20 protein-coding genes and 2 tRNA genes are annotated in these 20,561 nt (G+C 65.3%); 7 read left to right on the top strand and 15 right to left on the bottom strand.

The window, feature by feature from the left end:
* Position 1 precedes the first annotated feature (1 nt).
* Positions 2-760, bottom strand: coding sequence for a 5'/3'-nucleotidase SurE (surE, locus tag ACSFBF_RS15820; RefSeq protein ID WP_435468495.1), 759 nt, complete (start codon positions 758-760; stop codon positions 2-4).
* A 128-nt stretch (positions 761-888) separates the two neighbouring features.
* On the opposite strand from surE, the gene ACSFBF_RS15815 reads away from it, so the two are divergent.
* Positions 889-1,875, top strand: coding sequence for an NADPH:quinone oxidoreductase family protein (locus tag ACSFBF_RS15815; protein WP_435468493.1), 987 nt, complete (start codon positions 889-891; stop codon positions 1,873-1,875).
* Between the two features lie 84 nt (positions 1,876-1,959).
* On the opposite strand, the gene ACSFBF_RS15810 is transcribed toward ACSFBF_RS15815, so the two are convergent.
* From ACSFBF_RS15810 to ACSFBF_RS15800, 3 genes are all read right to left on the bottom strand, one after another.
* The gene (locus ACSFBF_RS15810) at positions 1,960-2,304 is read right to left on the bottom strand and encodes an H-NS histone family protein (protein ID WP_093051178.1); all 345 of its coding nucleotides are present in this window, start codon (positions 2,302-2,304) and stop codon (positions 1,960-1,962) included.
* Positions 2,305-2,594: 290 nt separating this feature from the next.
* Positions 2,595-2,670: transfer RNA gene (locus ACSFBF_RS15805), tRNA-His, on the bottom strand.
* 78 nt (positions 2,671-2,748) lie between these two features.
* Entirely contained in the window at positions 2,749-3,381 is a 633-nt protein-coding gene (locus tag ACSFBF_RS15800) for a YbhB/YbcL family Raf kinase inhibitor-like protein (protein WP_435468491.1), read from the bottom strand.
* A 208-nt stretch (positions 3,382-3,589) separates the two neighbouring features.
* Here ACSFBF_RS15800 and ACSFBF_RS15795 point away from each other — a divergent pair, with 208 nt between their 5' ends.
* Positions 3,590-3,838, top strand: coding sequence for a GlsB/YeaQ/YmgE family stress response membrane protein (locus ACSFBF_RS15795; protein ID WP_435468489.1), 249 nt, complete (start codon positions 3,590-3,592; stop codon positions 3,836-3,838).
* Between the two features lie 40 nt (positions 3,839-3,878).
* Positions 3,879-4,211, top strand: a complete 333-nt coding sequence (locus tag ACSFBF_RS15790) for a hypothetical protein (protein WP_093051185.1) — start codon at positions 3,879-3,881, stop codon at positions 4,209-4,211.
* A 12-nt stretch (positions 4,212-4,223) separates the two neighbouring features.
* Here ACSFBF_RS15790 and ACSFBF_RS15785 read toward each other — a convergent pair whose 3' ends face one another.
* The 6 genes from ACSFBF_RS15785 to ACSFBF_RS15760 form a co-directional block, all read right to left on the bottom strand.
* Positions 4,224-4,898: a histidine phosphatase family protein gene (locus ACSFBF_RS15785; protein WP_435468487.1), complete on the bottom strand. Its 675-nt coding sequence runs from the start codon at positions 4,896-4,898 to the stop codon at positions 4,224-4,226.
* A gap of 124 nt (positions 4,899-5,022) precedes the next feature.
* Positions 5,023-6,939 (bottom strand): SurA N-terminal domain-containing protein, encoded by a 1,917-nt coding sequence (locus ACSFBF_RS15780; protein ID WP_435468485.1) that lies wholly within the window; start codon positions 6,937-6,939, stop codon positions 5,023-5,025.
* Between the two features lie 77 nt (positions 6,940-7,016).
* A tRNA-Val gene (locus ACSFBF_RS15775) sits at positions 7,017-7,092 on the bottom strand.
* Between the two features lie 29 nt (positions 7,093-7,121).
* Positions 7,122-7,394: an HU family DNA-binding protein gene (locus ACSFBF_RS15770; protein ID WP_007830705.1), complete on the bottom strand. Its 273-nt coding sequence runs from the start codon at positions 7,392-7,394 to the stop codon at positions 7,122-7,124.
* 210 nt (positions 7,395-7,604) lie between these two features.
* Entirely contained in the window at positions 7,605-8,690 is a 1,086-nt protein-coding gene (locus ACSFBF_RS15765) for a tartrate dehydrogenase (RefSeq protein ID WP_435468483.1), read from the bottom strand.
* Positions 8,687-9,640 (bottom strand): alpha/beta fold hydrolase, encoded by a 954-nt coding sequence (locus ACSFBF_RS15760; RefSeq protein WP_435468800.1) that lies wholly within the window; start codon positions 9,638-9,640, stop codon positions 8,687-8,689. Before ACSFBF_RS15760 ends, ACSFBF_RS15765 begins: the two co-directional genes overlap by 4 nt.
* Positions 9,641-9,678: 38 nt before the next feature.
* On the opposite strand from ACSFBF_RS15760, the gene ACSFBF_RS15755 reads away from it, so the two are divergent.
* On the top strand, positions 9,679-10,638 hold the full coding sequence (locus ACSFBF_RS15755; protein WP_435468481.1) for a LysR substrate-binding domain-containing protein: 960 nt from the start codon (positions 9,679-9,681) through the stop codon (positions 10,636-10,638).
* A 21-nt stretch (positions 10,639-10,659) separates the two neighbouring features.
* Here the strand turns inward: ACSFBF_RS15755 and ACSFBF_RS15750 are convergent, their stop codons facing one another.
* The 3 genes from ACSFBF_RS15750 to uvrC are packed head-to-tail and all read right to left on the bottom strand — an operon-like array spanning position 10,660 to position 14,123.
* Entirely contained in the window at positions 10,660-11,547 is an 888-nt protein-coding gene (locus tag ACSFBF_RS15750; protein ID WP_435468479.1) for a DMT family transporter, read from the bottom strand.
* Positions 11,544-12,110 (bottom strand): CDP-diacylglycerol--glycerol-3-phosphate 3-phosphatidyltransferase, encoded by a 567-nt coding sequence (gene pgsA, locus ACSFBF_RS15745; RefSeq protein WP_093051202.1) that lies wholly within the window; start codon positions 12,108-12,110, stop codon positions 11,544-11,546. Before pgsA ends, ACSFBF_RS15750 begins: the two co-directional genes overlap by 4 nt.
* 48 nt (positions 12,111-12,158) lie before the next feature.
* The gene (gene uvrC / locus ACSFBF_RS15740; RefSeq protein WP_435468477.1) at positions 12,159-14,123 is read right to left on the bottom strand and encodes an excinuclease ABC subunit UvrC; all 1,965 of its coding nucleotides are present in this window, start codon (positions 14,121-14,123) and stop codon (positions 12,159-12,161) included.
* Between the two features lie 143 nt (positions 14,124-14,266).
* Here uvrC and ggt point away from each other — a divergent pair, with 143 nt between their 5' ends.
* Positions 14,267-16,333 (top strand): gamma-glutamyltransferase, encoded by a 2,067-nt coding sequence (ggt, locus tag ACSFBF_RS15735; protein WP_435468475.1) that lies wholly within the window; start codon positions 14,267-14,269, stop codon positions 16,331-16,333.
* Here ggt and ACSFBF_RS15730 read toward each other — a convergent pair.
* Both ACSFBF_RS15730 and ACSFBF_RS15725 read right to left on the bottom strand, forming a co-directional pair.
* Complete coding sequence (locus tag ACSFBF_RS15730) at positions 16,323-17,213, bottom strand: alpha/beta fold hydrolase (protein ID WP_435468473.1); 891 nt, start codon at positions 17,211-17,213, stop codon at positions 16,323-16,325. The genes ggt and ACSFBF_RS15730 overlap by 11 nt on opposite strands.
* 10 nt (positions 17,214-17,223) lie before the next feature.
* Positions 17,224-18,666, bottom strand: coding sequence for a M20/M25/M40 family metallo-hydrolase (locus ACSFBF_RS15725; RefSeq protein ID WP_435468471.1), 1,443 nt, complete (start codon positions 18,664-18,666; stop codon positions 17,224-17,226).
* A 74-nt stretch (positions 18,667-18,740) separates the two neighbouring features.
* On the opposite strand from ACSFBF_RS15725, the gene earP reads away from it, so the two are divergent.
* Positions 18,741-19,829, top strand: coding sequence for an elongation factor P maturation arginine rhamnosyltransferase EarP (earP, locus tag ACSFBF_RS15720; RefSeq protein ID WP_435468469.1), 1,089 nt, complete (start codon positions 18,741-18,743; stop codon positions 19,827-19,829).
* A gap of 172 nt (positions 19,830-20,001) precedes the next feature.
* Complete coding sequence (gene efp, locus ACSFBF_RS15715) at positions 20,002-20,556, top strand: elongation factor P (RefSeq protein WP_007830687.1); 555 nt, start codon at positions 20,002-20,004, stop codon at positions 20,554-20,556.
* Positions 20,557-20,561 lie beyond the last annotated feature (5 nt).

Raw genomic sequence — 20,561 nt, 5'->3', positions numbered from 1 at the left:
GTCAGTTGCCGAGACGGGCCACCGTCTCGCGCCATTGGCCGAGGTTGGCGTGGTCGGTCAGGTCGATCTGCAGTGGTGTCAGCGCGATGTGGCCGGCTGCAGTGGCATGGAAGTCGGTGCCTTCACCGCTGTCTTTGGCACCGCCCGCGCTGGCGATCCAGTACATGGTCTCGCCGCGCGGACTGTCCTGCGTGATCACCTTCTCTGCCGCATGGCGACGGCCGAGCCGGCAGACCTTGACGGGCTTCAGCTCGTCAAAAGGCAGGTTCGGCACGTTCACGTTGAGCAGGAAGGCGCCGCCTTCGAGCATGCGTTCGCGTTCGATCTGCTGCACCAGGCGGCGCGCCACCTGGGCGGCTGCATCTACATGTGCCCAGCCTTTTTCGATCTGCGAGAAGGCAATGGCTGGAATGCCGAACAGATAAGCCTCCATCGCCGCACCGACCGTGCCTGAATAGATGGTGTCGTCGCCCATGTTGGCGCCGTTGTTGATGCCGGAAACCACCAGGTCGGGCCGGTAGTCGAGCAAGCCCTTGAGCGCGATGTGCACGCAGTCGGCCGGAGTGCCGGTCACATAGCGAAAGCCGTTGTGCGCCTCGAGCACGTACAGCGGTGCCGCCAGGGTCAGCGCGTTCGACTTGGCGCTGTTGTTGTGCTCGGGTGCAACCACCTCGACCTCGGCGATGTCCTTGAGCGCGTCGTGCAGCGCGACGATGCCCGGCGCCTGAAAGCCATCGTCGTTGGAAATTAGTATCTTCATGGTGTCCTGGATGCGCTCAGATTGTAGGCGTCGGGTGCGTCGCAGCAGGGACAAGCACACCCCACCGCGCCACCTATCATCGCCCGCATTCATTGGCCGAACATTACCCACCCGAAGGAGACCCGAGCATGCACGCATGGATTTGCGAAAACCCCACCGGCGTCGACGCGCTGACCTGGAAAGAACTGCCGACACCGACACCGGGCCCGGGCCAGGTGCTGATCGAAATCAAGGCGGCGAGCCTGAACTTCCCCGATCTGCTGATCGTGCAGAACAAATACCAGATGAAGCCGCCCCTGCCCTTCGTGCCGGGCTCCGAATATGCAGGCGTCGTCCAGGCGGTTGGCGGCGGTGTCACGCACCTCAAGGTCGGGCAGAACGTGGCCTGCCTTTCGGGCACGGGCGGCTTCGGCACCCACACGCTGGCGCCCGCGGCCCTGTGCATGCCGTTGCCCGAAGGTTTCGGCCATGTCGATGCGGCGGCTTTCATCATGATCTATGCCACATCGTGGCATGCACTGATGGACCGCGCGCAACTCAAAGCCGGCGAAACCGTGCTGGTGCTCGGTGCGGCCGGCGGCGTGGGCACGGCGGCCATCCAGATCGCAAAGGCTGCAGGGGCCAAGGTGATCGCGGCAGCCTCCACCGACGAGAAATGCGAGCTTTGCCGTTCCATCGGTGCCGACGCGACGATCAACTACACGACGCATGCACTGCCCAACGGTTTTCGCGACGCCATCAAGGCCGCCACCGACGGCAAAGGACCGGATGTCATTTACGACCCGGTGGGTGGTGATTTTGCAGAGCCGGCCTTTCGCTCCATCGGCTGGCGCGGCCGTTATTTGGTCGTCGGTTTTGCGTCCGGCCCGATTCCGTCGCTGCCATTGAATCTGACGCTGCTGAAAGGCGCTTCGCTGGTTGGCGTGTTCTGGGGCGATTTCGCCAAGCGGGAACCCAAGGCCAATGCACAGATGATGGCGGAATTGGCGCACTGGTACGGCCAGGGGAAGATCAAGCCAGTGATCGACAGCACGATGCCGATGGCGGAATTGAAGGCCGCTTACGCCCACATGGGCTCGCGCGGCGTTAAAGGAAAACTGGTGATGGTGAACTGAGCGCGCCATCCTTCAACGCCCAATAAAAAAGCCCGCGCATGCGGGCTTTTTTATTGGGCACCTGCCCAGCGAAAACATGGGCACTTACTTGATCTCGTAATCAGAAAGCGACTTGCCTGCGGCCAATGCCTCAGTCACCCAACGCGGCTTGCGACCACGGCCACCCGACCAGGTTTCGCCCGTCGGGCCGCGGTATTTGGCGGCAGCCTTGGCCGGTGCGGCGCCTGCGCTGCGCTTGGCCGCGCCCACACGGCCGGTAAGTTTCAGATCGGAAGCCGTCAAACCGTATTCGGCGATCTTCTTGCGCAACTCTTCAACCACGCCTGCGCGCTCCTGGTTGCGCAGGTCTTCGGCCTGCTTGCGCAATTGCGCAATCTGCTCATCATGCTTCTTGATCTGGGAATTGATATCGGCGAGGGTCGAAGCCATTGTTGGACTCCTGAAATTGAAAACGGGTGGATTTTAATTCAGTTTACATTTGCCACAAGTACCTTACCGAGCGAAAAAATTGGCGGCGCATTGCATTAATGCAACAACTCGCAACGTAAAGCGCACCACTTTGGACGCGTTATATGCGAGTGAGATGGGGAAAAGAGTCCGCGGCGCGCAGGCAGAAGAAGAAGTTGCGGCGGCCAGAAATGCCAACGCCGGGGCAAGCCCGGCGCTGTGATCCTTTGAACGCTATTGCGCAATAGCACAAAGGAGATATGAGATATTTTTGGGGTGGCTGATGGGACTCGAACCCACGACGACCAGAATCACAATCTGGGACTCTACCAGCTGAGCTACAGCCACCGCAGAGCCTACGATTGTAGCGTTAAAAATCGCGGTTTTGACGGCAGCAATCAATGGCGAGGCTTGAAAGCCACATTTTCACCCAGCCGCCATTGGCCCGCCCGGGGTCACGCCTTCGCGGATCTTGATCGAGCCATCGGATCGCTCGTGGGTGCCGATCAACAGTCCGCTGGCAATAGCGTGTTCGCGCAAGGCATCGACGATTTCGTCACGGCCGGGAGTTTCTGAAAGCTCCGGAACGCTTGCAAGCGCAAACAACTGGAACGCGTACCGATGGACCCCGTGCCCAGGAGGCGGATCGGGCGGCAGCCAAGCTGCCTGCAGCGTCGAATTGCGCCCGACGTGCAATCCCGCGCCCTCATTGCCCTGACTGGGAATGGCAGCCTGGGCCAGCGCCCCGCTATCCACCGCCAGATTCACCACGATGGCGTGCACCAGCGGATTCGGCGTGGGCGAATCGGCGTCCTCCACGATCAGCAGCAACGACGCCGCGCCAGCCGGCAAGCCAGTCCACTGAAGCGGCGGCGATACGCCTTCGCCATCAGCGGTATAGCGCCTCGGCAGCGGCGCATGGTCCGCAAAGGCCACACTGGTGAGCGCAATGGAAGCCATCCCTTCCCGCATGCCGAGAGTGTTGAAGACGATGTTGTCCAAGCCGGCGCGCACACCCTGCAGCGCCTGACCAATGACTTCGGGTAGTTTTTCCAGCATGCGAACGGTGTATCGCGGCGCTGGCGGCCGACCTGTAGGACGCCGCGCAGCCTCCACGTCACGAAGTCCGGCACAAATTCTCGCGCGCCTGTTCGATGTGCATCGCCAGCACCGACACGCATATCGCTCCGCTATCATGATTGCGGCCCGCGCAGACGGGCATGGCTTCCGGCCACCTCCACCACTTCACCACCAAAGGAATTTCTTCATGAGCATCGTCTGGACTATTCTGATCGGGTTCGTCGTGGGTCTTGTGGCACGGGCCGTCAAGCCGGGCGACGACTCCGCGGGCTTCATCGTCACCACCATCATCGGCGTTGCAGGCTCGCTGATCGTCACGTACCTCGGCCAGTCGCTGGGCTGGTACACCGCCGGCCAGGGCGCTGGCTTCATCGCCTCCGTGCTGGGCGCGATCGTGCTGCTCATCATCTACAGCCTGATCAAGCGCAAGAGCTGATGCGAAGGGGCCGTGCCGCTTCATGCGCACGGCCAATGTGATGCCCCGCAAACCACGCGCCAAGCATCATGTCTATGTGGTCGAACTCGACGACCGCGTATGGAACAACGGCCGCTTCAGGCGCGCCAACCCCGACTACCAACTCGGCAAGCCCTTCGTCTACGTCGGCATGACCGGCCTGGACCCCGACATCCGTTTCGACAAGCACAAGGCCGGCATCCAAGCCAACACCTTCGTGCAGGAGTTCGGCTTGCGCTTGCTGCCCGCGCTCTATGAACGCTACAACCCGATGACCTACGAGGACGCGCGCCTGATGGAAGTCGACCTCGGCATCGCGCTGCGCAAGGCCGGCTACGGCGTTTGGCAGGCCTGATGCGGCAAGCCTTCAGGAGTAGGTGATCCAGTCTTCATACGCCGGACCATCCAGGTGCGGCAGCGTGTTGTAGGTCATGAGCATGTGCCGCTTGGGCGTGAAGGCGAACTCCGTCACCGACGTATTGCGGATGCGCAGGTTGAGCTCGATCGTCGTCTCGGCGCTCGTACCGAGCACATGGCCCACCGCAGTGCTGATTGGCCCACCGCTCGACACCACCAGCACCTTCGCGCCATGGTGCTTGTCACGCACGTGGTCGAGCGCCGTCGTCACTCCAGCCAGAAAGTCGACATAGCTTGGCATGCCGACTGGCGCCGTCTTGCCCTGCATCCACGCACTCAATCCTTCGCGCAGCAGGCGGAAGTGACGGCGGTACATCTCGGGCGAATCGGGCTTCTCCAGCTTGCCTTGGTGGATGGTGGCGATGACCGCCTCGCTGTCGTACTCGTTGAGGCCAGGCCACGGCAACACGTCGTCGCGCTCGAGACCAAGGCCCTTGGCGATGCCCTCCCAGGTCTGGCGGTGGCGCTTCAACGTGCCTGTGATGACGGCATCGAACTTCATGCCGCGCTCGCGCCAGTACTCACCGAGGCGAACAGCTTGCCGGTGTCCGAGTTCGCTCAGATTGTCATAATCGGCAGCGCCAAAGCTGGCCTGTCCGTGGCGCACGAGGTAGAGGGTTCCCATGCACGAGATTCTGGCAAGAAGCGAAGACGCCGCTTGTCCCTCGTGCGACCGGTTCGCGCGGCCATGAAAAAAGCCCGAGCCTTTGATTGGCTCGGGCTCTGTCTGGCAGCGCGTTCTGTGCGAATTAGCGGCCTGCGGCAGGCGGCAGCGTCTCTGCCGGCTTCGGCACCAGGATCTCAGCCTTGAAGCGGTCCTTCAGCATGTTGTAGTAGGCGGCATCTTCAGCCGCGGCCACAGACTGGCCGACCTGCGCCTGCTCCTGTTTTGCGAGCTCGGGCGGCGGCGGCGTGCGGGGAACAATTTTGGTCACGCGGACCACGGAATAGCCCTGCGCGCCGAGGTCCACGCCCACGATCGCGGGCAGCTTGGAGCCATCCGCACGCAGCGCGGCGTCGATGACCGGCAGCGGCTGCGATTGCGCTTCGCGGCGCGACACCGTCATGGGCGCGCCGAAGGTCGCACCGTCCGCCTTGGCGGTCCACGCGGCGAGCTTGGCCTCGCCCTCGGTCTTGGCCAGCACCGCGGCGCGCTCAGCAACGAGCTGCGCACGGATCTTGTCCTTCACGTCGGCCAGCGGCACCGGGTGCGCCGGCGTGTACTTCGTCACACGGCCCGAAGCAAGCTGGCTGGGGCCGACTTCGATCGCTTCGGTGTTCTGCTTGCGGTCGAGCGAATCGGCCGCAAACAGCGCGCTCAGGAAGTTACGGCTGGCCAGCGGGCCGGTGGCGCCCAGTGCAGGCAGGCGCGCGACGTTGTCGGCTGTCTTGATCGTGAGCTTCAGCTTGTCGGCGGCCGGCTTCAGGCTCTCGGGCGACTGGTAGACCGCATCGGTGAATGCCTCGGCGGCCTTCGCGAATTCCTGTGTCGCCTGCTGCGAGCGCATGTCGTTCTCGATGGTCGCGCGCACTTGCTCGAAGGGCGGAATCACGGCCGGCTTGATGTCGGTCAGGTGAATGATGTGATAGCCGAATTCGGTTTCGACGACGCTGCTGATCTCGCCCTTCTTGAGCGCGAACATCGCGTCCTCGAAAGGCTTGACCATGGCACCCTTCGTCACGAAGTCGAGGTCGCCGCCCTTCTCCGCCGAACCCGGGTCCTGCGAGTTCTTGCGTGCGACTTCGGCGAAGGTGTTGGGCGCCTTCTTCACGTCGGCCAGCAGTTGCTCGGCCTTGGCCTTGGCTTTTTCGCGGTCGGCGGCAGACATGCTGGCCGGCGCGGTGATCAGGATGTGGCTCGCGCGGCGCTCTTCCTTGGTGCCGAAACGCGAGCCGTTCTGCTCGTAATAGGTCTTGAGGTCGGCCTCGTTCACGACGACGTTCTTCTTGGCCGCCTCGAGGTCGAGCACGAGGTATTCGATGCTGGCTTGCTCGGGTGCCTGGAACTGTGCCGTGTGGTCCTTGTAGTAGGTGTCGATGTCGGCATCGCTCACCGTCACCTTCGATGCGAAGCTCTCGGGGCTGAAGCGAGCCACCTGGATTTCGCGGCTGTCGTAGAAGGCATTGATAGTGGTGGCGGCCAGTGCCGGCGGCGTGAAGGCCGTGCCCGAAACGCCCAGCAGCACCTGCTGCGTTGCCATGTCGGAACGCACCGACGCTTCGTACTGCTCGGGCGTACGACCGGTCACGCGCTGGAAAGCCTCGCGGTCGAACTTGCCGTCGGGCGTGCGGAACGCAGCCAGACCCGTGTCCTGCGCGAACATGCGCGACAAGCGGTCTTCAGACACCGTCATGTTGGCCTTGGAAGCCGCGGTAGCCAGCACGCGGTCGCGCACCATGCGCTCCAGCGTGGCGTAGCGCAGGGCATCGGAGTCGAGGAGCGTCGGGTCGACGTTGGGTGACTGCTGGCGAATGCGGTCCGTCTCGACGCGATGCTGCTGATCCCATTCGGGCTTCGTGATGTCGTGCCCTTCGATGCGCGCGACCTTCTCGTCGCGGCCGAACCCCTGATAGCGCTCGACGCCGAAGAACACGAACGACGGGATGATCAGCAAGAACAAGAAAATCATGACGACTTTGTTGTACTTGCGGAAGGTATCAAACATGCTTGAACACTCTTTTTCGACGGCTGTCGGACGGCAATAAAAAAGGCGAACTTGTGGTTCGCCTTTGCATCGGGTGGTGGTGGGTGCTGAGGGGCTCGAACCCCCGACCTACGCCTTGTAAGGGCGCCGCTCTACCAACTGAGCTAAGCACCCCACCGGGAATACTTTCCGAGTCTAACGTCTTAGTTCAGCGCGTCTTTCAGCGCCTTGCCCGGACGGAACTTCGGGATCTTGGCTGCCTTGATTTTAATCGCGTCGCCGGTGCGGGGATTTCGGCCGGTGCGAGCCGCGCGTTTGCCTACTGCGAAAGTGCCGAAACCGACGAGCGAAACGGAGCCGCCCTTTTTGAGCGTGGTACGAATGGCGCCGATGGTGGATTCGAGCGCACGGGTCGCTGCGGCTTTGGAAATATCGGCGTTCTTTGCGATGTGCTCAATCAGTTCGGTCTTGTTCACAAGGGCCCCTTGTAGAAAAAAAGTTGGTCGGCTTCCGTCAGCTGCGACCTGGCCGCAAACGGTGCGACTCAAGAGCCTGGCAGGCCTGACGCCTCGGCAGCGCACTGCCAGCGAGGATTACAACCACTGGTCTGCAGGGTGTCAATAAGACACAGAGCCATGCCGATCAGCGGAGCGCGCGATTTTAGGGGCCTTTCGTGAACTCCTTTTTCAAAGCGCCTCGGCGATCGCCTTGCCGAGGTCGCTGGTGCTCGCCTTACCGCCGATGTCCGGGGTGCGCGGTGCTCCGCTTTGGGGCGCGAGCACCTTCTCGATGGTCGAAAGAATGGCGTCGTGCGCCTGCTTGTGGCCCAGAAACTCCAGCATCATCGCGCCGCACCAGATCTGCCCGATGGGGTTCGCGATGCCCTTGCCGGCGATGTCGGGCGCCGAGCCATGCACCGGTTCGAACAGCGAGGGCGTGGTGCGCTCGGGGTTGAGATTGGCGCTCGGCGCAATGCCGATGGTGCCGGTGCAGGCCGGGCCCAGGTCCGACAGGATGTCGCCGAACAGGTTGCTCGCCACCACCACGTCGAAGAAGTCGGGCCGCTGCACGAAGTGCGCCGTGAGGATGTCGATGTGGAACTTGTCGAGCGTGATGCCCGGGTAGTTCTTGCCCATCTCGGCCACGCGCTCATCCCAGTACGGCATGGTGATCGAGATGCCGTTCGACTTGGTGGCACTGGTCAGATGCTTCTTCGGCCGCGATTGCGCGAGCTCGAACGCGAACTTCAGTACCCTGTCGACGCCCACGCGCGACATCACGGTTTCCTGCACCACGATCTCGCGCGGCGTGCCCTGGTACATGCGCCCGCCGATGCTGGAGTACTCGCCCTCGGTGTTCTCGCGCACGATGTACATGTCGATCTCGCCGGGCTCGCGCGGCGTGCCGTCTCGCCGCACCACGGGCGCGATGATGCCGGGCATCAGGCGCGCGGGGCGCAGATTGATGTACTGGTCGAACTCGCGGCGGAACATCAGCAGTGAGCCCCACAGTGACACGTGGTCGGCGATTTTCTCGGGCCAGCCGACCGCGCCGAAGAAGATGGCGTCGTGCCCACCGATCTGGTCTTTCCAGTTGTCGGGCAGCATCTGGCCGTGCTTCTCGTAGTAGTCCCAGCTCGAGAAATCGAAGTGGTCGAACTTCAGGTCGATGCCGAATTTGCGCGCCACGGCATCGAGCACGCGCACGCCCTCGGGCATGGTTTCCTTGCCGATGCCGTCGCCGGCGATGACTGCGATTCTGTGAGTACTCATGGGTTGGCTCCTGCGTGTGCGTGTTGTAGAGGTAGAGAGAAGAAGGCTTGGGCCTCGGCGAGCAATTCGTCCGGGGCCTCTTCGGGAACGTAGTGGCCACACGGCAAGGCGCGGCCCGACACATCGGCGGCACGTTCGCGCCACAGCGCGAGCACATCGAAGGCCTTGCCCACCGCACCATGCTCGCCCCACAGCACGCGCAGCGGCTGTGCCAGTTGCCGGCCGGCTGCGATGTCTTCGCGGTCGTGCACGAGGTCGATGGTGGCAGAGGCGCGATAGTCCTCGCAGATGGATTCGGCGGTGCCCGCGATGGCGGCGCAGCGTTCGTATTCGGCCAGCACCTCGGGCGCAAAGGGCGCGAGGCCGGCATGCCGCCCGCCCATCACGCTGCGCACGTAGCGCACGGGGTCGGACGCGATCAGCGCCTCGGGCAGCGGCGGCGGCTGGATCAGGAAGAACCAGTGCCAGTAGGCCTTGGCAAATGCCTCTGAGGTTTGCTCGTACATCGCGAGCGTGGGCGCAATGTCGAGCAGCAGCATGCGCTCGACTGCCGCGGGGTGGTCCATTGCGAGCCTGTGAGCCACACGCGCCCCACGGTCGTGCGCCAGCACGCCGAAACGCTCGAAGCCGTGACGCCGCATGGCGGCGAGTGCATCGAGCGCCATCTCCCGCTTGCTGTAGACCATGTGCTCGGCATCGGCGGCCGGCCGACCCGAATCGCCGTAGCCGCGCAGGTCGACCGCGACCACCGTGAATCGCTCCATCAATGCCGGCGCCACGCGATGCCAGATCGCATGCGTCTGCGGATGACCATGCAGCAGCAGCAAGGGAGCCCCGCGTCCGCCGATGCGGCCGTGGATGCGCACGCCGTTGCGCTCGATGTCGAAAGTGGGAAGGGAAAGAAAAGAGGCCGTCACAGGAACGATTGTGCGTTGCGCCCCGGCGATCATCAAGCAACAATCAGCCAATTCATACTTTCCCATTTGGCATGAATCCTCCCTCGATGGACCGCAGCGATCTAGCGCTGATGCTGGCCATTCGCGACCAGGGCAGCCTGGCGGGCGCGGCCGCCACACTCGATGTCGTGCCCTCCGTGATCACCAAGCGGCTGGGTGCATTGGAGGCCCGCCTGGGCCAACGCCTGTTCGACCGCACCACCCGGCGGCTCAGCGTCACAGCCGAAGGCGAAGCGGTCTGCCTGCATGCACGGACGCTGCTCGACGGCTTTGCCGCGCTCGAAAGCGAGCTCGGCGAACGCCAGAACGAGTTGACCGGCACGGTCCGCCTTGCAGCGACATTCGGCTTCGGCCGGCGCTGGCTCGGACCGGCAGTGGCCGCCTTCCAGGCGCGGCACCCTGCGCTGCAGATCGAGCTGATGTTGACCGAACAGCTGCCCGACCTCGGCGCCGAAGGCTACGACGGCGCGGTCTGGCTCTGGGCCGTACAGCAGCGCCATGCGGCCGACTGGGTCTCACGGCGCATCGCGCGCAATCAGCGCGTGCTGGCTGCTTCGCCCGGCTACCTGAAGCGCCGCGGCACGCCGGCCACCGTCGAGGCATTGGCTTCTCACGATTGCCTGGTCGCGCGCGAGAACGGCGATGCCAGCCAGCGCCAGTACGCGCTCTGGACCCTGCGCCATGCGCGCGACGGCAGCACGGCGCGCGTGCGTGTTCAAGGGCCGCTGGCCAGCAATTCGGGCGAGATGGTGCGCGACTGGTGCGTGGCCGGGCACGGCGTCATGCTGCGCAGCCTGTGGGACATCGCGCCGCAACTGGCGAGCGGCGAACTCGTGCGCGTGCTGCCGCAATACGCGATGGCGGAAGCCGACATCCACTGGATCGCGCCCTGGCGGCCAAAGACGCCGCGCCGCGTGCGCCTACTGGTCGATCACCTCGTGGAACAGTTCCGCGGCGAGCCCTGGAAGCCGAGCAAGGCCGGCGCGCGTTGAAGCAAGAAAAGCGCGGACCGCTCAGCGGCCGCTGCGCACCACGAGACTCACGCCCACGGCGGTGAGCGCAATGCCCAGCACCGTCACCAGCGTGATCGGCTCGGCGAACAGCAGCCACGCCATCACGGCCGTGCAGGGCGGCACCAGGTACAGCAGGCTCGTAACGGCCGTCGCCGTGCCGCGCTGGATCAGCATATAGAGCAGCGAACTGCCGCCCAGCGACAGCGCCAACACCGACCACGCCATCGCGCCGCCCGAGTACGCGTTCCATTCGATGCCCTGGGACTCCAGCGCAGCGAACGGCAGCGTGACCAGCAACGCCGCCGCCATCTGCACGGCGCTGGCACTGCGCACATCGCAGGGCGCGACGAAGCGTTTCTGATAGAGCGTGCCCGCCGTGATACACAGCAGCGCCATCACCACCAGCGTCATCGTCAACGCATTGACCTCGGCGCCCTGCCCGAATTTGCGCGACACCACAAGCACCAGCCCCGCAAAGCCCAGCACCAGCCCGGCCCACTGCCGGCCCGTGATGCGCCCGCCGTTGAACGACATCCACACCGCCGTCAGCACCGGCTGTATGCCGACCAGCAATGCCACGAGCCCCGCGCCCATGCCGGCATGCACCGCGGCCCAGACGCCGCCCAGGTAGCCCGCCTGCATCAGGATGCCCGTGACCGCCAGGTGCCCCCACTGCGCACGCTGCTTCGGCCACTCGACCCGCGCCAGCGCAACCCACACGCCGAAGCACGCCAGCGACAACGCATATCGCACGGCCAGAAACTTGAGGGGTGGCGCATACGGCATGCCGTAGCGCGCGACGATGAAGCCCGTGCTCCAGATCAGCACGAAGACCGCCGGCATCGCCCGCAGCCAGCCCCCGCCGGGGGCCGTGGCCGCCGAGGTCATTTGGTACGCGCCCGGATTTCCGGAATGGCCTTCTGCAGGTAGTACACCATCGACCAGATGGTGAGCACGGCCGAGATCCAGATCAGCCACTGGCCCCAGACGCCGGTGTCGATCACCTTGAACAGACGCCCGTCATAGAGCAGGAACGGAATGGCGATCATCTGCACGGTCGTCTTGACCTTGCCGATCATGTGGACCGCCACGCTCTTGCTGGCTCCGATCTGCGCCATCCATTCGCGCAGCGCCGAGATGGCGATCTCGCGGCCGATGATGATCAGCGCCACGAACACGTCGGCCCGGTTCAGGTGCACCAGCACCAGCAACGAGGCGCACACCAGGAACTTGTCGGCCACCGGATCGAGAAAGGCCCCGAAGGCCGAGGTCTGATTGAGCCGGCGGGCCAGGAAGCCGTCGAGCCAGTCGGTTGCCGCGAAGACGATGAACATGACCGTGGCGATCAGGTTGCGCATCGGCTCGGCCATCGGCAGATAGAACACACCGACGATCAAAGGGATCGCGACGATGCGCGTCCAGGTCATGATGGTCGGTAGTGTCCAGAACATCGCTTGATTGTGTCATGGAGGCAGTAACCCCCTGCAGGGGTCACGCCCTCAATGCAACGCCTTGTAGATTTCCTCTGCCAGGTCGGAGGCAATGCCCTCGACCGACGCGATGTCTTCCACGCTCGCCGCCGCCACGCCCCGGATGCCGCCGAAGCGCTGCAACAGCCGCGCACGCCGCTTCGGCCCGATGCCCGGAATGTCTTCGAGCTGGCTGCCACCCACCCGCACCTTGGCGCGCTTGGCCCGCATGCCGGTGATGGCGAAGCGGTGCGCCTCGTCGCGGATCTGGGCCACCAGCATCAGCGCGGCCGAGTCCTTGCCCAGGTAGACCTTCTCGCGGCCATCGGCGAACACGAGTTCTTCGAGCCCGACCTTGCGACCCTCGCCCTTCTCGACCCCGACGATCAGCGACAGCGGCAGGCCCAGTTCGCTGAACACTTCGCGCGCCATCGACACCTGCCCCTTGCCGCCGTCCACCAGCACCAGGTCGGGCATGCGTGCGGTCCGGGGCTTCGGCGGTGCGTCGCTGTTGTCGCTTTCGGCGTCACCCGGGGGCAGCGCATCGGTCTCGGCCGCCATGGCCTCTGCCAGCTTGCCGTAGCGACGATGCAGCACCTGGCGCATGGCCGCATAGTCGTCGCCGGGCGTGATGCCTTCGATGTTGTAGCGGCGGTACTCGCGGTTCTGCATGGTGTGGTGCTCGAACACCACGCACGAAGCCTGCGTTGCCTCGCCCGCGGTGTGCGAGATGTCGAAGCATTCGACGCGGAAGTTTTCGAGGTCGTCCGATGCCAGCTCCAGCGCATCGACCAGCGCGCGCGTGCGTGCCTGCTGCGAACCCTCTTCGGCCAGCAGCCGGGCCAGTTGCAGCTTGGCGTTGGTCTCGGCCATTTCGAGCCAGTGCCGGCGCTGCTCGTGCGGCTGGAACACCGCCGTCACGCGCGCACCGGCCTGCTGCGAAATCGCCTCGATCAGCTCGCGGCTCACCTGCTCGCTCAGCACCAGCGTGGCCGGCACGGGCACGTCGATGTAGTGCTGGGCGATGAAGGCTTCGAGCACCTGCACCTCGATCGGGTCGGCGGCAACGGGCGGTGCATCGTCTTCGTCGTCGTCAAGTTCGCCGTGATGGATCTGCGCCGCGTCTTCCACGTGCACGGGGAAGTACGGCCGATCGCCCAGGTGCCGGCCGCCGCGCACCATCGCGAGGTTCACGCAGGCCTTGCCGCCCTGCACCTTCACGGCCAGGATGTCCACGTCCTTGTCGGACGCGATCTCGATCGACTGCTGGTGCAGCACGCGCGAGATGGCCGACATCTGATTGCGCAGCTCGGCCGCCTGTTCGAACTCGAGCTTCTCGGCATGCGCCGTCATGCGCTGCTCGAGCTTCGAGAGCACGAGTTGCGTGTCGCCCATCAGGAAGGCTTCGGCGCTGGCCACGTCCTGCGCATAGGCCTCGGGCGCGATGTAGCCGACGCACGGCCCGCTGCAGCGCTTGATCTGGTACAGCAGGCAAGGCCGCGTGCGGTTGGCATACACGGTGTCTTCGCAGGTGCGCAGGCGGAACACCTTCTGCAGCAGCTGGATCGATTCCTTCACCGCCCAGGCAGTCGGGTACGGCCCGAAGTAGCGGTGCTTCTTGTCGACCGCGCCTCGGTAGTAGGCCAGCCGGGGAAACTGGTGCGACGCGATCTTGAGATAGGGATAGCTCTTGTCGTCGCGAAACAGAATGTTGTAGCGCGGCTTGAGCGTCTTGATCAGGTTGTTCTCAAGCAGCAGCGCCTCGGCCTCGGAGCGCACCACCGTGGTTTCCATGCGCACGATCTTCGAGATCATGTGGCCGATGCGGGTGCCGCCGTGGCTCTTCTGAAAGTAGTTGGCAACCCGCTTCTTGAGGTTGCGCGCCTTGCCCACGTAGAGCACCGCACCCGCCGCGTCGAAATAGCGGTAGACGCCGGGCAGCTGCGGCAAGGCCGCGACTTCGCTGAGCAATTGATCTGAATGCACGTCTGACATGGCGGCTATTGTGGCGCGCGGCACGCGGTGCGGCGCCCGCGTGCGCGCAAACCCCGACGTGGCTGGAATGGAATGTGCTGAAGATGGCCACGGGCGCGAGGAGCGCCCGTGGTTTTTTCAACATACCTACTCGGGAAATCTGCATGAACAAAAACAACAGACGCGTCTGGTGGGCGCTCTCGCCCATCGCGCTCTCGCTGAGCCTGGCAGGCTGCGGCGGAGCCTCCCGCAACGACGCCCAAGACACGGCAACGATTCTTGCCACCATCGCCGCGATCAACGCGGCCAACCAGCCACCCCCGCCCGACAACGGCTGCCTCACCTCGACCGGCAATTCATCCGTGGTGGTCGGCTCGGGCGACGCCGGCGACCCAGCGGCACCCGAGGCGGCGTCGGGCTATGCACCGGGCCACAAGCTGGTGTATGCCAAGACCTACATGGTGGTCGCGAACCATCCGCTCGCCACCCGCGCCGGCTGCGACGTGCTGAAGGCCGGCGGCAGCGCCGTCGATGCGGCGGTGGCCGTGCAGGCCGTGCTGGGCCTGGTCGAGCCGCAATCGAGCGGCTTGGGCGGCGGCGCCTTCATGCTCTATTACGACGCCGCAACCAAGAAGGTGCAGGCCTACGACGGCCGCGAAACCGCGCCGGCCGCCGCCAACGAGAACTACCTGCGCTACATCGATCCGACCGGTGCCGACACCACGCCGCCCGTGCCCGGCGGCGCGCGCGCCAGCGGCCGCTCCATCGGCACGCCCGGCGCGGTGCGCATGCTCGACCTCGCCTACCAGGACCACGGCAAGCTGCCGTGGAAAGACCTCTTCGGCTACGGCATCACGCTGGCCTCCGACGGCTTCCTGATCGGCGGACGCATGGCCGCCGCCATCTCGTCATCGGCCACGAGCCTAAAGCGCGACGCCGAAGCCACGGCCTACTTCTTCAACGCCGACGGCACGCCGAAGGCGCTGGGCACGCGGCTGCAGAACCCGGCCTACGCCAAGACGCTGACCACCATCGCCACGCAGGGCGCCAACGCCTTCTATACGGGCGACGTCGCCAAGGGCATCGTCGACAAGATCAGCATCACGACCGCCGCGAACGACGGCTCGGCCATCACGCCCGGCATGACCACGACGGCCGACCTGGCCAACTACAGGGCCAAGCGGCGCGACCCGGTCTGCGGCACCTACCGCGACTACTACGTGTGCAGCATGTCGCCGCCGTCCTCAGGCGGCATCGCGGTGGTGGCGAGCCTGGGCATTCTCGAGACCTTCAACCTGAGCCTGTACAAGCCGACCGCCATCGACATCGAAGGCGGCAAGCCGACCGTGATGGGCGTGCACCTGGTGAGCGAGGCCGAGCGCCTGGCCTATGCCGACCGTGACAAGTACGTGGCTGACACCGACTTCGTGCCACTGCCGGGCGGCTCGGTCGACACGATGATCAACAAGCCCTACCTGCAAAGCCGCGCCAGCCTCATCAGCCTGACGAAGAGCATGGGCATCGCCCAGGCCGGCAATCTGGGCGCAGTGCCGCTGGGCATCGACAAGACCGAGGAGCACGGCACCACGCACTTCACCATCGTCGACAAGCAGGGCAACGTGGTCTCGATGACCACCACGGTGGAAAGCACGCTGGGCTCGTTCCACATGACGCAGGGCTTCATGCTGAACAACCAGCTCACCGACTTCTCGGCCAACCCGAACGACACAGTCGATCCGAGCATCAAGGTGGCCAACCGCGTCGCCCCGGGCAAGCGCCCACGCAGCACGATGGCGCCGACGCTGGTGTTCAGAAAGAACACCGACGGCAGCATGGGCGACTTCGTGATGGGCACCGGCTCGCCCGGCGGCGGCACCATCATCCAATACGTGGTGAAGACGCTGGTCGGTGCGCTCGACTGGGGTCTGGATGCGCAACAAGCCACGTCGCTGGTCGACTTCGGCGCCAACAACACCGCTATCAGCGCCGCCAACCCGAACAGCGCCACCAACGTGGGCGGCGAGCATCCCAACGTGGACATCACCAACAACGGCAACAACGACACGCTGATCGCGGGGCTGCGCGCCCTGGGTCACACGGTGAACTTCGGCGCGCAGTCGAGCGGCACCAGCACCATCATCCGTGCCAACGTGGGTGGCAAGCCGACGCTGACCGGCGGCGCCGACCCGCGGCGCGAAGGCATCGTGCTGGGCGATACCTTCACGCCCTGAGGGCAGAAGCAGGAGCGGCCGCGGGGCCGATGAACGCGAGGATGCGCCGGCTCACGTCGACGCCCTCCTCGTGCAGCACCCAGTGCCCCGCGCCCTCGATGCGCTGCAGCTCGCCCTGATCGCACAGGTCGATGCTGGGCTGGGCCATCTCGATGCCGAGCGCCTGGTCTTGCACGCCCCAGAGCAGCAGCGTGGGCACCGGGATGCGCGCATCGGCGCGGATGCTCGACCGGTTGCGCATCAGCGCGCGATACCAGTTCAGCATGCCGGTCAGCGCGCCCGGCCGGCCCCAGGCCTCGCGGTACAGCGCAAGCTCCGCATCGGTAAACGCACCGGCCCGGCTGCCCTGCGTCAGCACCCGGACCAGCCCGCGAAAGCCGTGGCGGCTCAGCAGGCGTTCGGGCAGGCGCGGAATGCGGAAGAAATGCATGTACCAGCTGCGCAACCGCTGCCGTCCGCGCGACATGTGCTGGAGCATCACCGCCAGATGCGGCGAGTTCACGATGACCAGCCGCTCCACCAGCGCCGGGTTGCGCGCCGCCACGCGCCAGCTCACGGCGCCTCCCCAGTCGTGGCCGAGCAGCGTCACCGCCTCCCGGCCCGTGCTGCGGATCAGTGCGCAGACATCGTCCGCCAGCGTTTCGAGGCCGTAGGCATCAACGCCCTCGGGCTTGTCGCTCTCGCCGTAGCCGCGCTGGTCGGGCACCCACACGCGATAGCCGGCAGCCGCCAGCGCGTCGATCTGGCTCGCCCAGCCGCGCCAGAACTCCGGAAAGCCGTGCAGCAGCAAGGCCACCGGCCCGTCGACAGGGCCGGCCTGCACCACGTGGAAGCGGATGCCGTTGGCCTGGACGAAATGGTGTTCGTAAGCGTCGCTCATCGGCGCGCGCTTACTTGGCCAACTCCGACACCAGCCGGTAGAGGAACTCGCGGCCGTCGTACAGCCGCTGGATCTCGATGCGCTCGTCGAGCCCGTGCGCCCGCGCATCGGCCGGCTCCAGGAACATGCCGGTCACGCCGTACATCGGGATGCCCGCGTTGCGCATGAAGCGGCTGTCGGTGGCGCCGGTGCTCATGGCGGGCACCACGGGCACGCCTGGCCACATCTGCTGCGTGATCGACTCCACCGTCTTCACGAGGTCGCCGTTCAGCGGCGACGCCGGGCTGCGCAGCGGCTTGCCCAGGTTGCGTACCACGATCTTGTCGTTGCCGACGGCCTGGGTCAGCAGGCGTTCCACTTCCTCGGGGTCGTCGTGCGGCAGGATGCGGCAGTTGACCGTGGCCTTGGCCGATTGCGGCAGCGCGTTCTCGGCGTGGCCGGCCTGCACCATCGTCGCGACGCAGGTGGTGCGGAACTGTGCGCTGTAGGCCGGGTTGGCCGACATGCGCTCGATGACCGCGGGATCGGGATTGCCGTTGCCAACCGCGCGCATGTCGTCGGCCAGCTGGCCGGTGGCGAATGGCGCGCTGCGCGCGAAGTAGGTCTTGGTGACATCCGCGAGCTTGACCGGGAAGCTGTAGTTGCCCAGCCGCTCCAGGCTCGCCGCGAGCGCATAGATCGGGTTGTTCTTCGTCGGCACCGAGCTGTGGCCGCCCACGTCGCGCGCCTCCAGCATGTAGGTGGTGTACATCTTCTCGGCGACCTGCATGCGGTGCAGGTTCGGCTTGCCACCGCGCAGCTCGCCGCCGCCGCCCTCGTTGATGCCGAACTCCGCCTGCAGCAGCTCGGGCTTGTTGTTGATGAGCCAGAAGGCGCCGTTGCTGAGCGCATCGCCGCGCTCTTCGTCGGCGGTGAGCGCGAGGATGAGGTCGCGCTTGGGCTTGAAGCCCTCCTGCTTCAGTTGCCCCACCACCGAGACCAGCGCCGCGGCCATCGCCTTGTCGTCGATGGCGCCGCGGGCGGTGAAGTAGCCGCCGGTTTCCTGCAGCTTGAAGGGATCGGTCTTCCAGTCTTCGCGCCGGGCCTCGACCACGTCGATGTGGGCCAGCAACAGCAGCGGCTTCTTGCTGCCGTCGCCCTTGAAGCGCAGCACCAGGTTGCCCTTCTTCGGGAAGGGTTCGAAGATCTGGATCTCGCCGGGCGCGAAGCCAGCTTCGACCAGGCGCTTTTCCATGGCGCGCGCCGCCACGGTGTTGTCGCCCACCGAGTGGGTGGTGTTGATCTCGATCAGCTCTTTGTAGATGTCGTGAAAGCGTTGCTGCTGCGGCGTGAGCGCAGGAGCCGAAGTCTGGGCCGACGCACCGGCCATGCCGCACAAGGCCAGCGACAGGGCGAGTACGGTTCTCGCGGAACGAAAGGACAGGGGCGAGCGGCGACGGGTCTGCATCCTCATGGGTTCTCTCTCCGGTGGTGGTTGTGCCGTCAGCATAGCAAGCACCGCTGGAGAACACGGGCACACTCGCGGCCATGCAATCCAGGCAATGGGACATCTTCTGCAAGGTCATCGACAACCACGGCGACCTCGGCGTCTGCTGGAGGCTGGCCTGCCAACTGGCTGCGCTTGGCGAACGCGCGCGGCTGTGGGTCGACGACGCATCGGCGCTGCGCTGGATGGCGCCCGAGGCTCGCACCGGCCGTGACGGCGTGGAGGTGATCGACTGGCTCGATCCGGCCGCACTTCAGACGGCCGTGGCGGGGCCGGCGCCCGATGTGCTGATCGAAGCCTTCGGTTGCGAGCCGGCGCCGAAACTGATCGCCCGCTTCGCCGAAGGGCCGGGCCTTGCCTGGATCAACCTCGAATACCTGTCGGCCGAGCCGTATGTGGAGCGGCTGCACGGACTGCCCTCGCCGGTGTTCAAGGGCCCCGGCGCCGGGTTGACGAAGCGCTTCTTCTATCCAGGCTTCACCCCCGCCACGGGAGGACTGCTGCGGGAGCCCGACCTGATGGAACGCCGGGCGCACTTCGACCGCACGCAGTGGCTGGCCGCACAGCAGATCCCGTGGCAGAACCATGAGCGGCTGGTGTCGCTCTTCTGCTACGAGCCCCCCGCGCTGGCCGCCCTGCTGGCCCGGCTGGCGGAAGGCCCCGAGCCCACGCGCCTGCTGGTGACGGCGGGTCGCGCCACGCAGGCAGTCCAGGCATGCTTTGCGGGCACGCCATTGCCCGACGGGCGCGGTGCGCTATCAATTTCATACCTTCCCCACCTCACGCAGCCCGATTTCGACCACCTGCTGTGGGCCTGCGACCTGAACTTCGTGCGCGGTGAAGACTCGCTGGTGCGCGCCCTGTGGGCCGGCGCGCCGCTGGTCTGGCAGATCTACCCACAGGACGACGATGCCCACCACGTCAAGCTGAACGCCTGGCTGGACTGGCTCGGCGCCCCGGCCTCGCTGCGGCTTTTTCACCACGCCTGGAATGGCTTCGGCGACGGCGCCCTGCCCGAGCCGCAAACGCAAGGCCCGTGGCTCGAAACGGCCCTGGATGCCCGCACGCGACTGCTCGCGCAGGACGATCTGGTCACGCAACTGCGGAAACTGATCGCCCAAAAAAGCTAAAATAGTGGGCTTTGCGGATTTCGGCCCGGATCTCATCGATCCGAGATGCTCTCCGCTAAACCTGCCGCGGGACCTGTACCGCGGGGCCAGACATAGCGGCAAACGTCCAAACACATTGAGACGGTCGCCGATGGCTCCGTGCACCGAGCGGCCAACATCCAGAGACCCTGTTATGAAAATCGCTCAAGAAATCCGCGCCGGCAACGTCATCATGCACGGCAAGGACCCGATGGTCGTCCTCAAGACCGAATACAGCCGCGGCGGCCGCAACTCCGCCACCGTGCGCATGAAGATGAAGAGCCTGATCGCCAACTTCAACACCGAAGTGGTCTTCAAGGCCGACGACAAGATCGACCAGATCGTGCTCGAGAAGAAGGATTGCACCTACTCCTACTTCGCCGACCCGATGTACGTCTGCATGGACGCCGACTACAACCAGTACGAAGTCGAAGCCGAGAACATGGGCGACGCCCTGAACTACCTCGAAGACGGCATGGCTGTCGAAGTGGTGTTCTACGACGGCAAGGCCATCTCGGTCGAACTGCCAACCAGCGTCGAGCGCGAAATCACCTGGACCGAACCCGCCGTCAAGGGCGATACCTCGGGCAAGGTGCTCAAGCCCGCCAAGATCGCCACCGGCTTCGAAGTGCCCGTGCCGCTGTTCGTCTCGCAAGGCGACAAGATCGAAATCGACACGCGCACCGGCGAATACCGCAAGCGCGTCTGAGTGCC

It is taken from the genome of Variovorax nivicola (assembly GCF_051216475.1).
Taxonomy (GTDB): domain Bacteria; phylum Pseudomonadota; class Gammaproteobacteria; order Burkholderiales; family Burkholderiaceae_C; genus Variovorax.
Note: the sequence above shows the minus strand (reverse complement) of the source record. Positions and strands in the feature narration are given on the sequence as shown.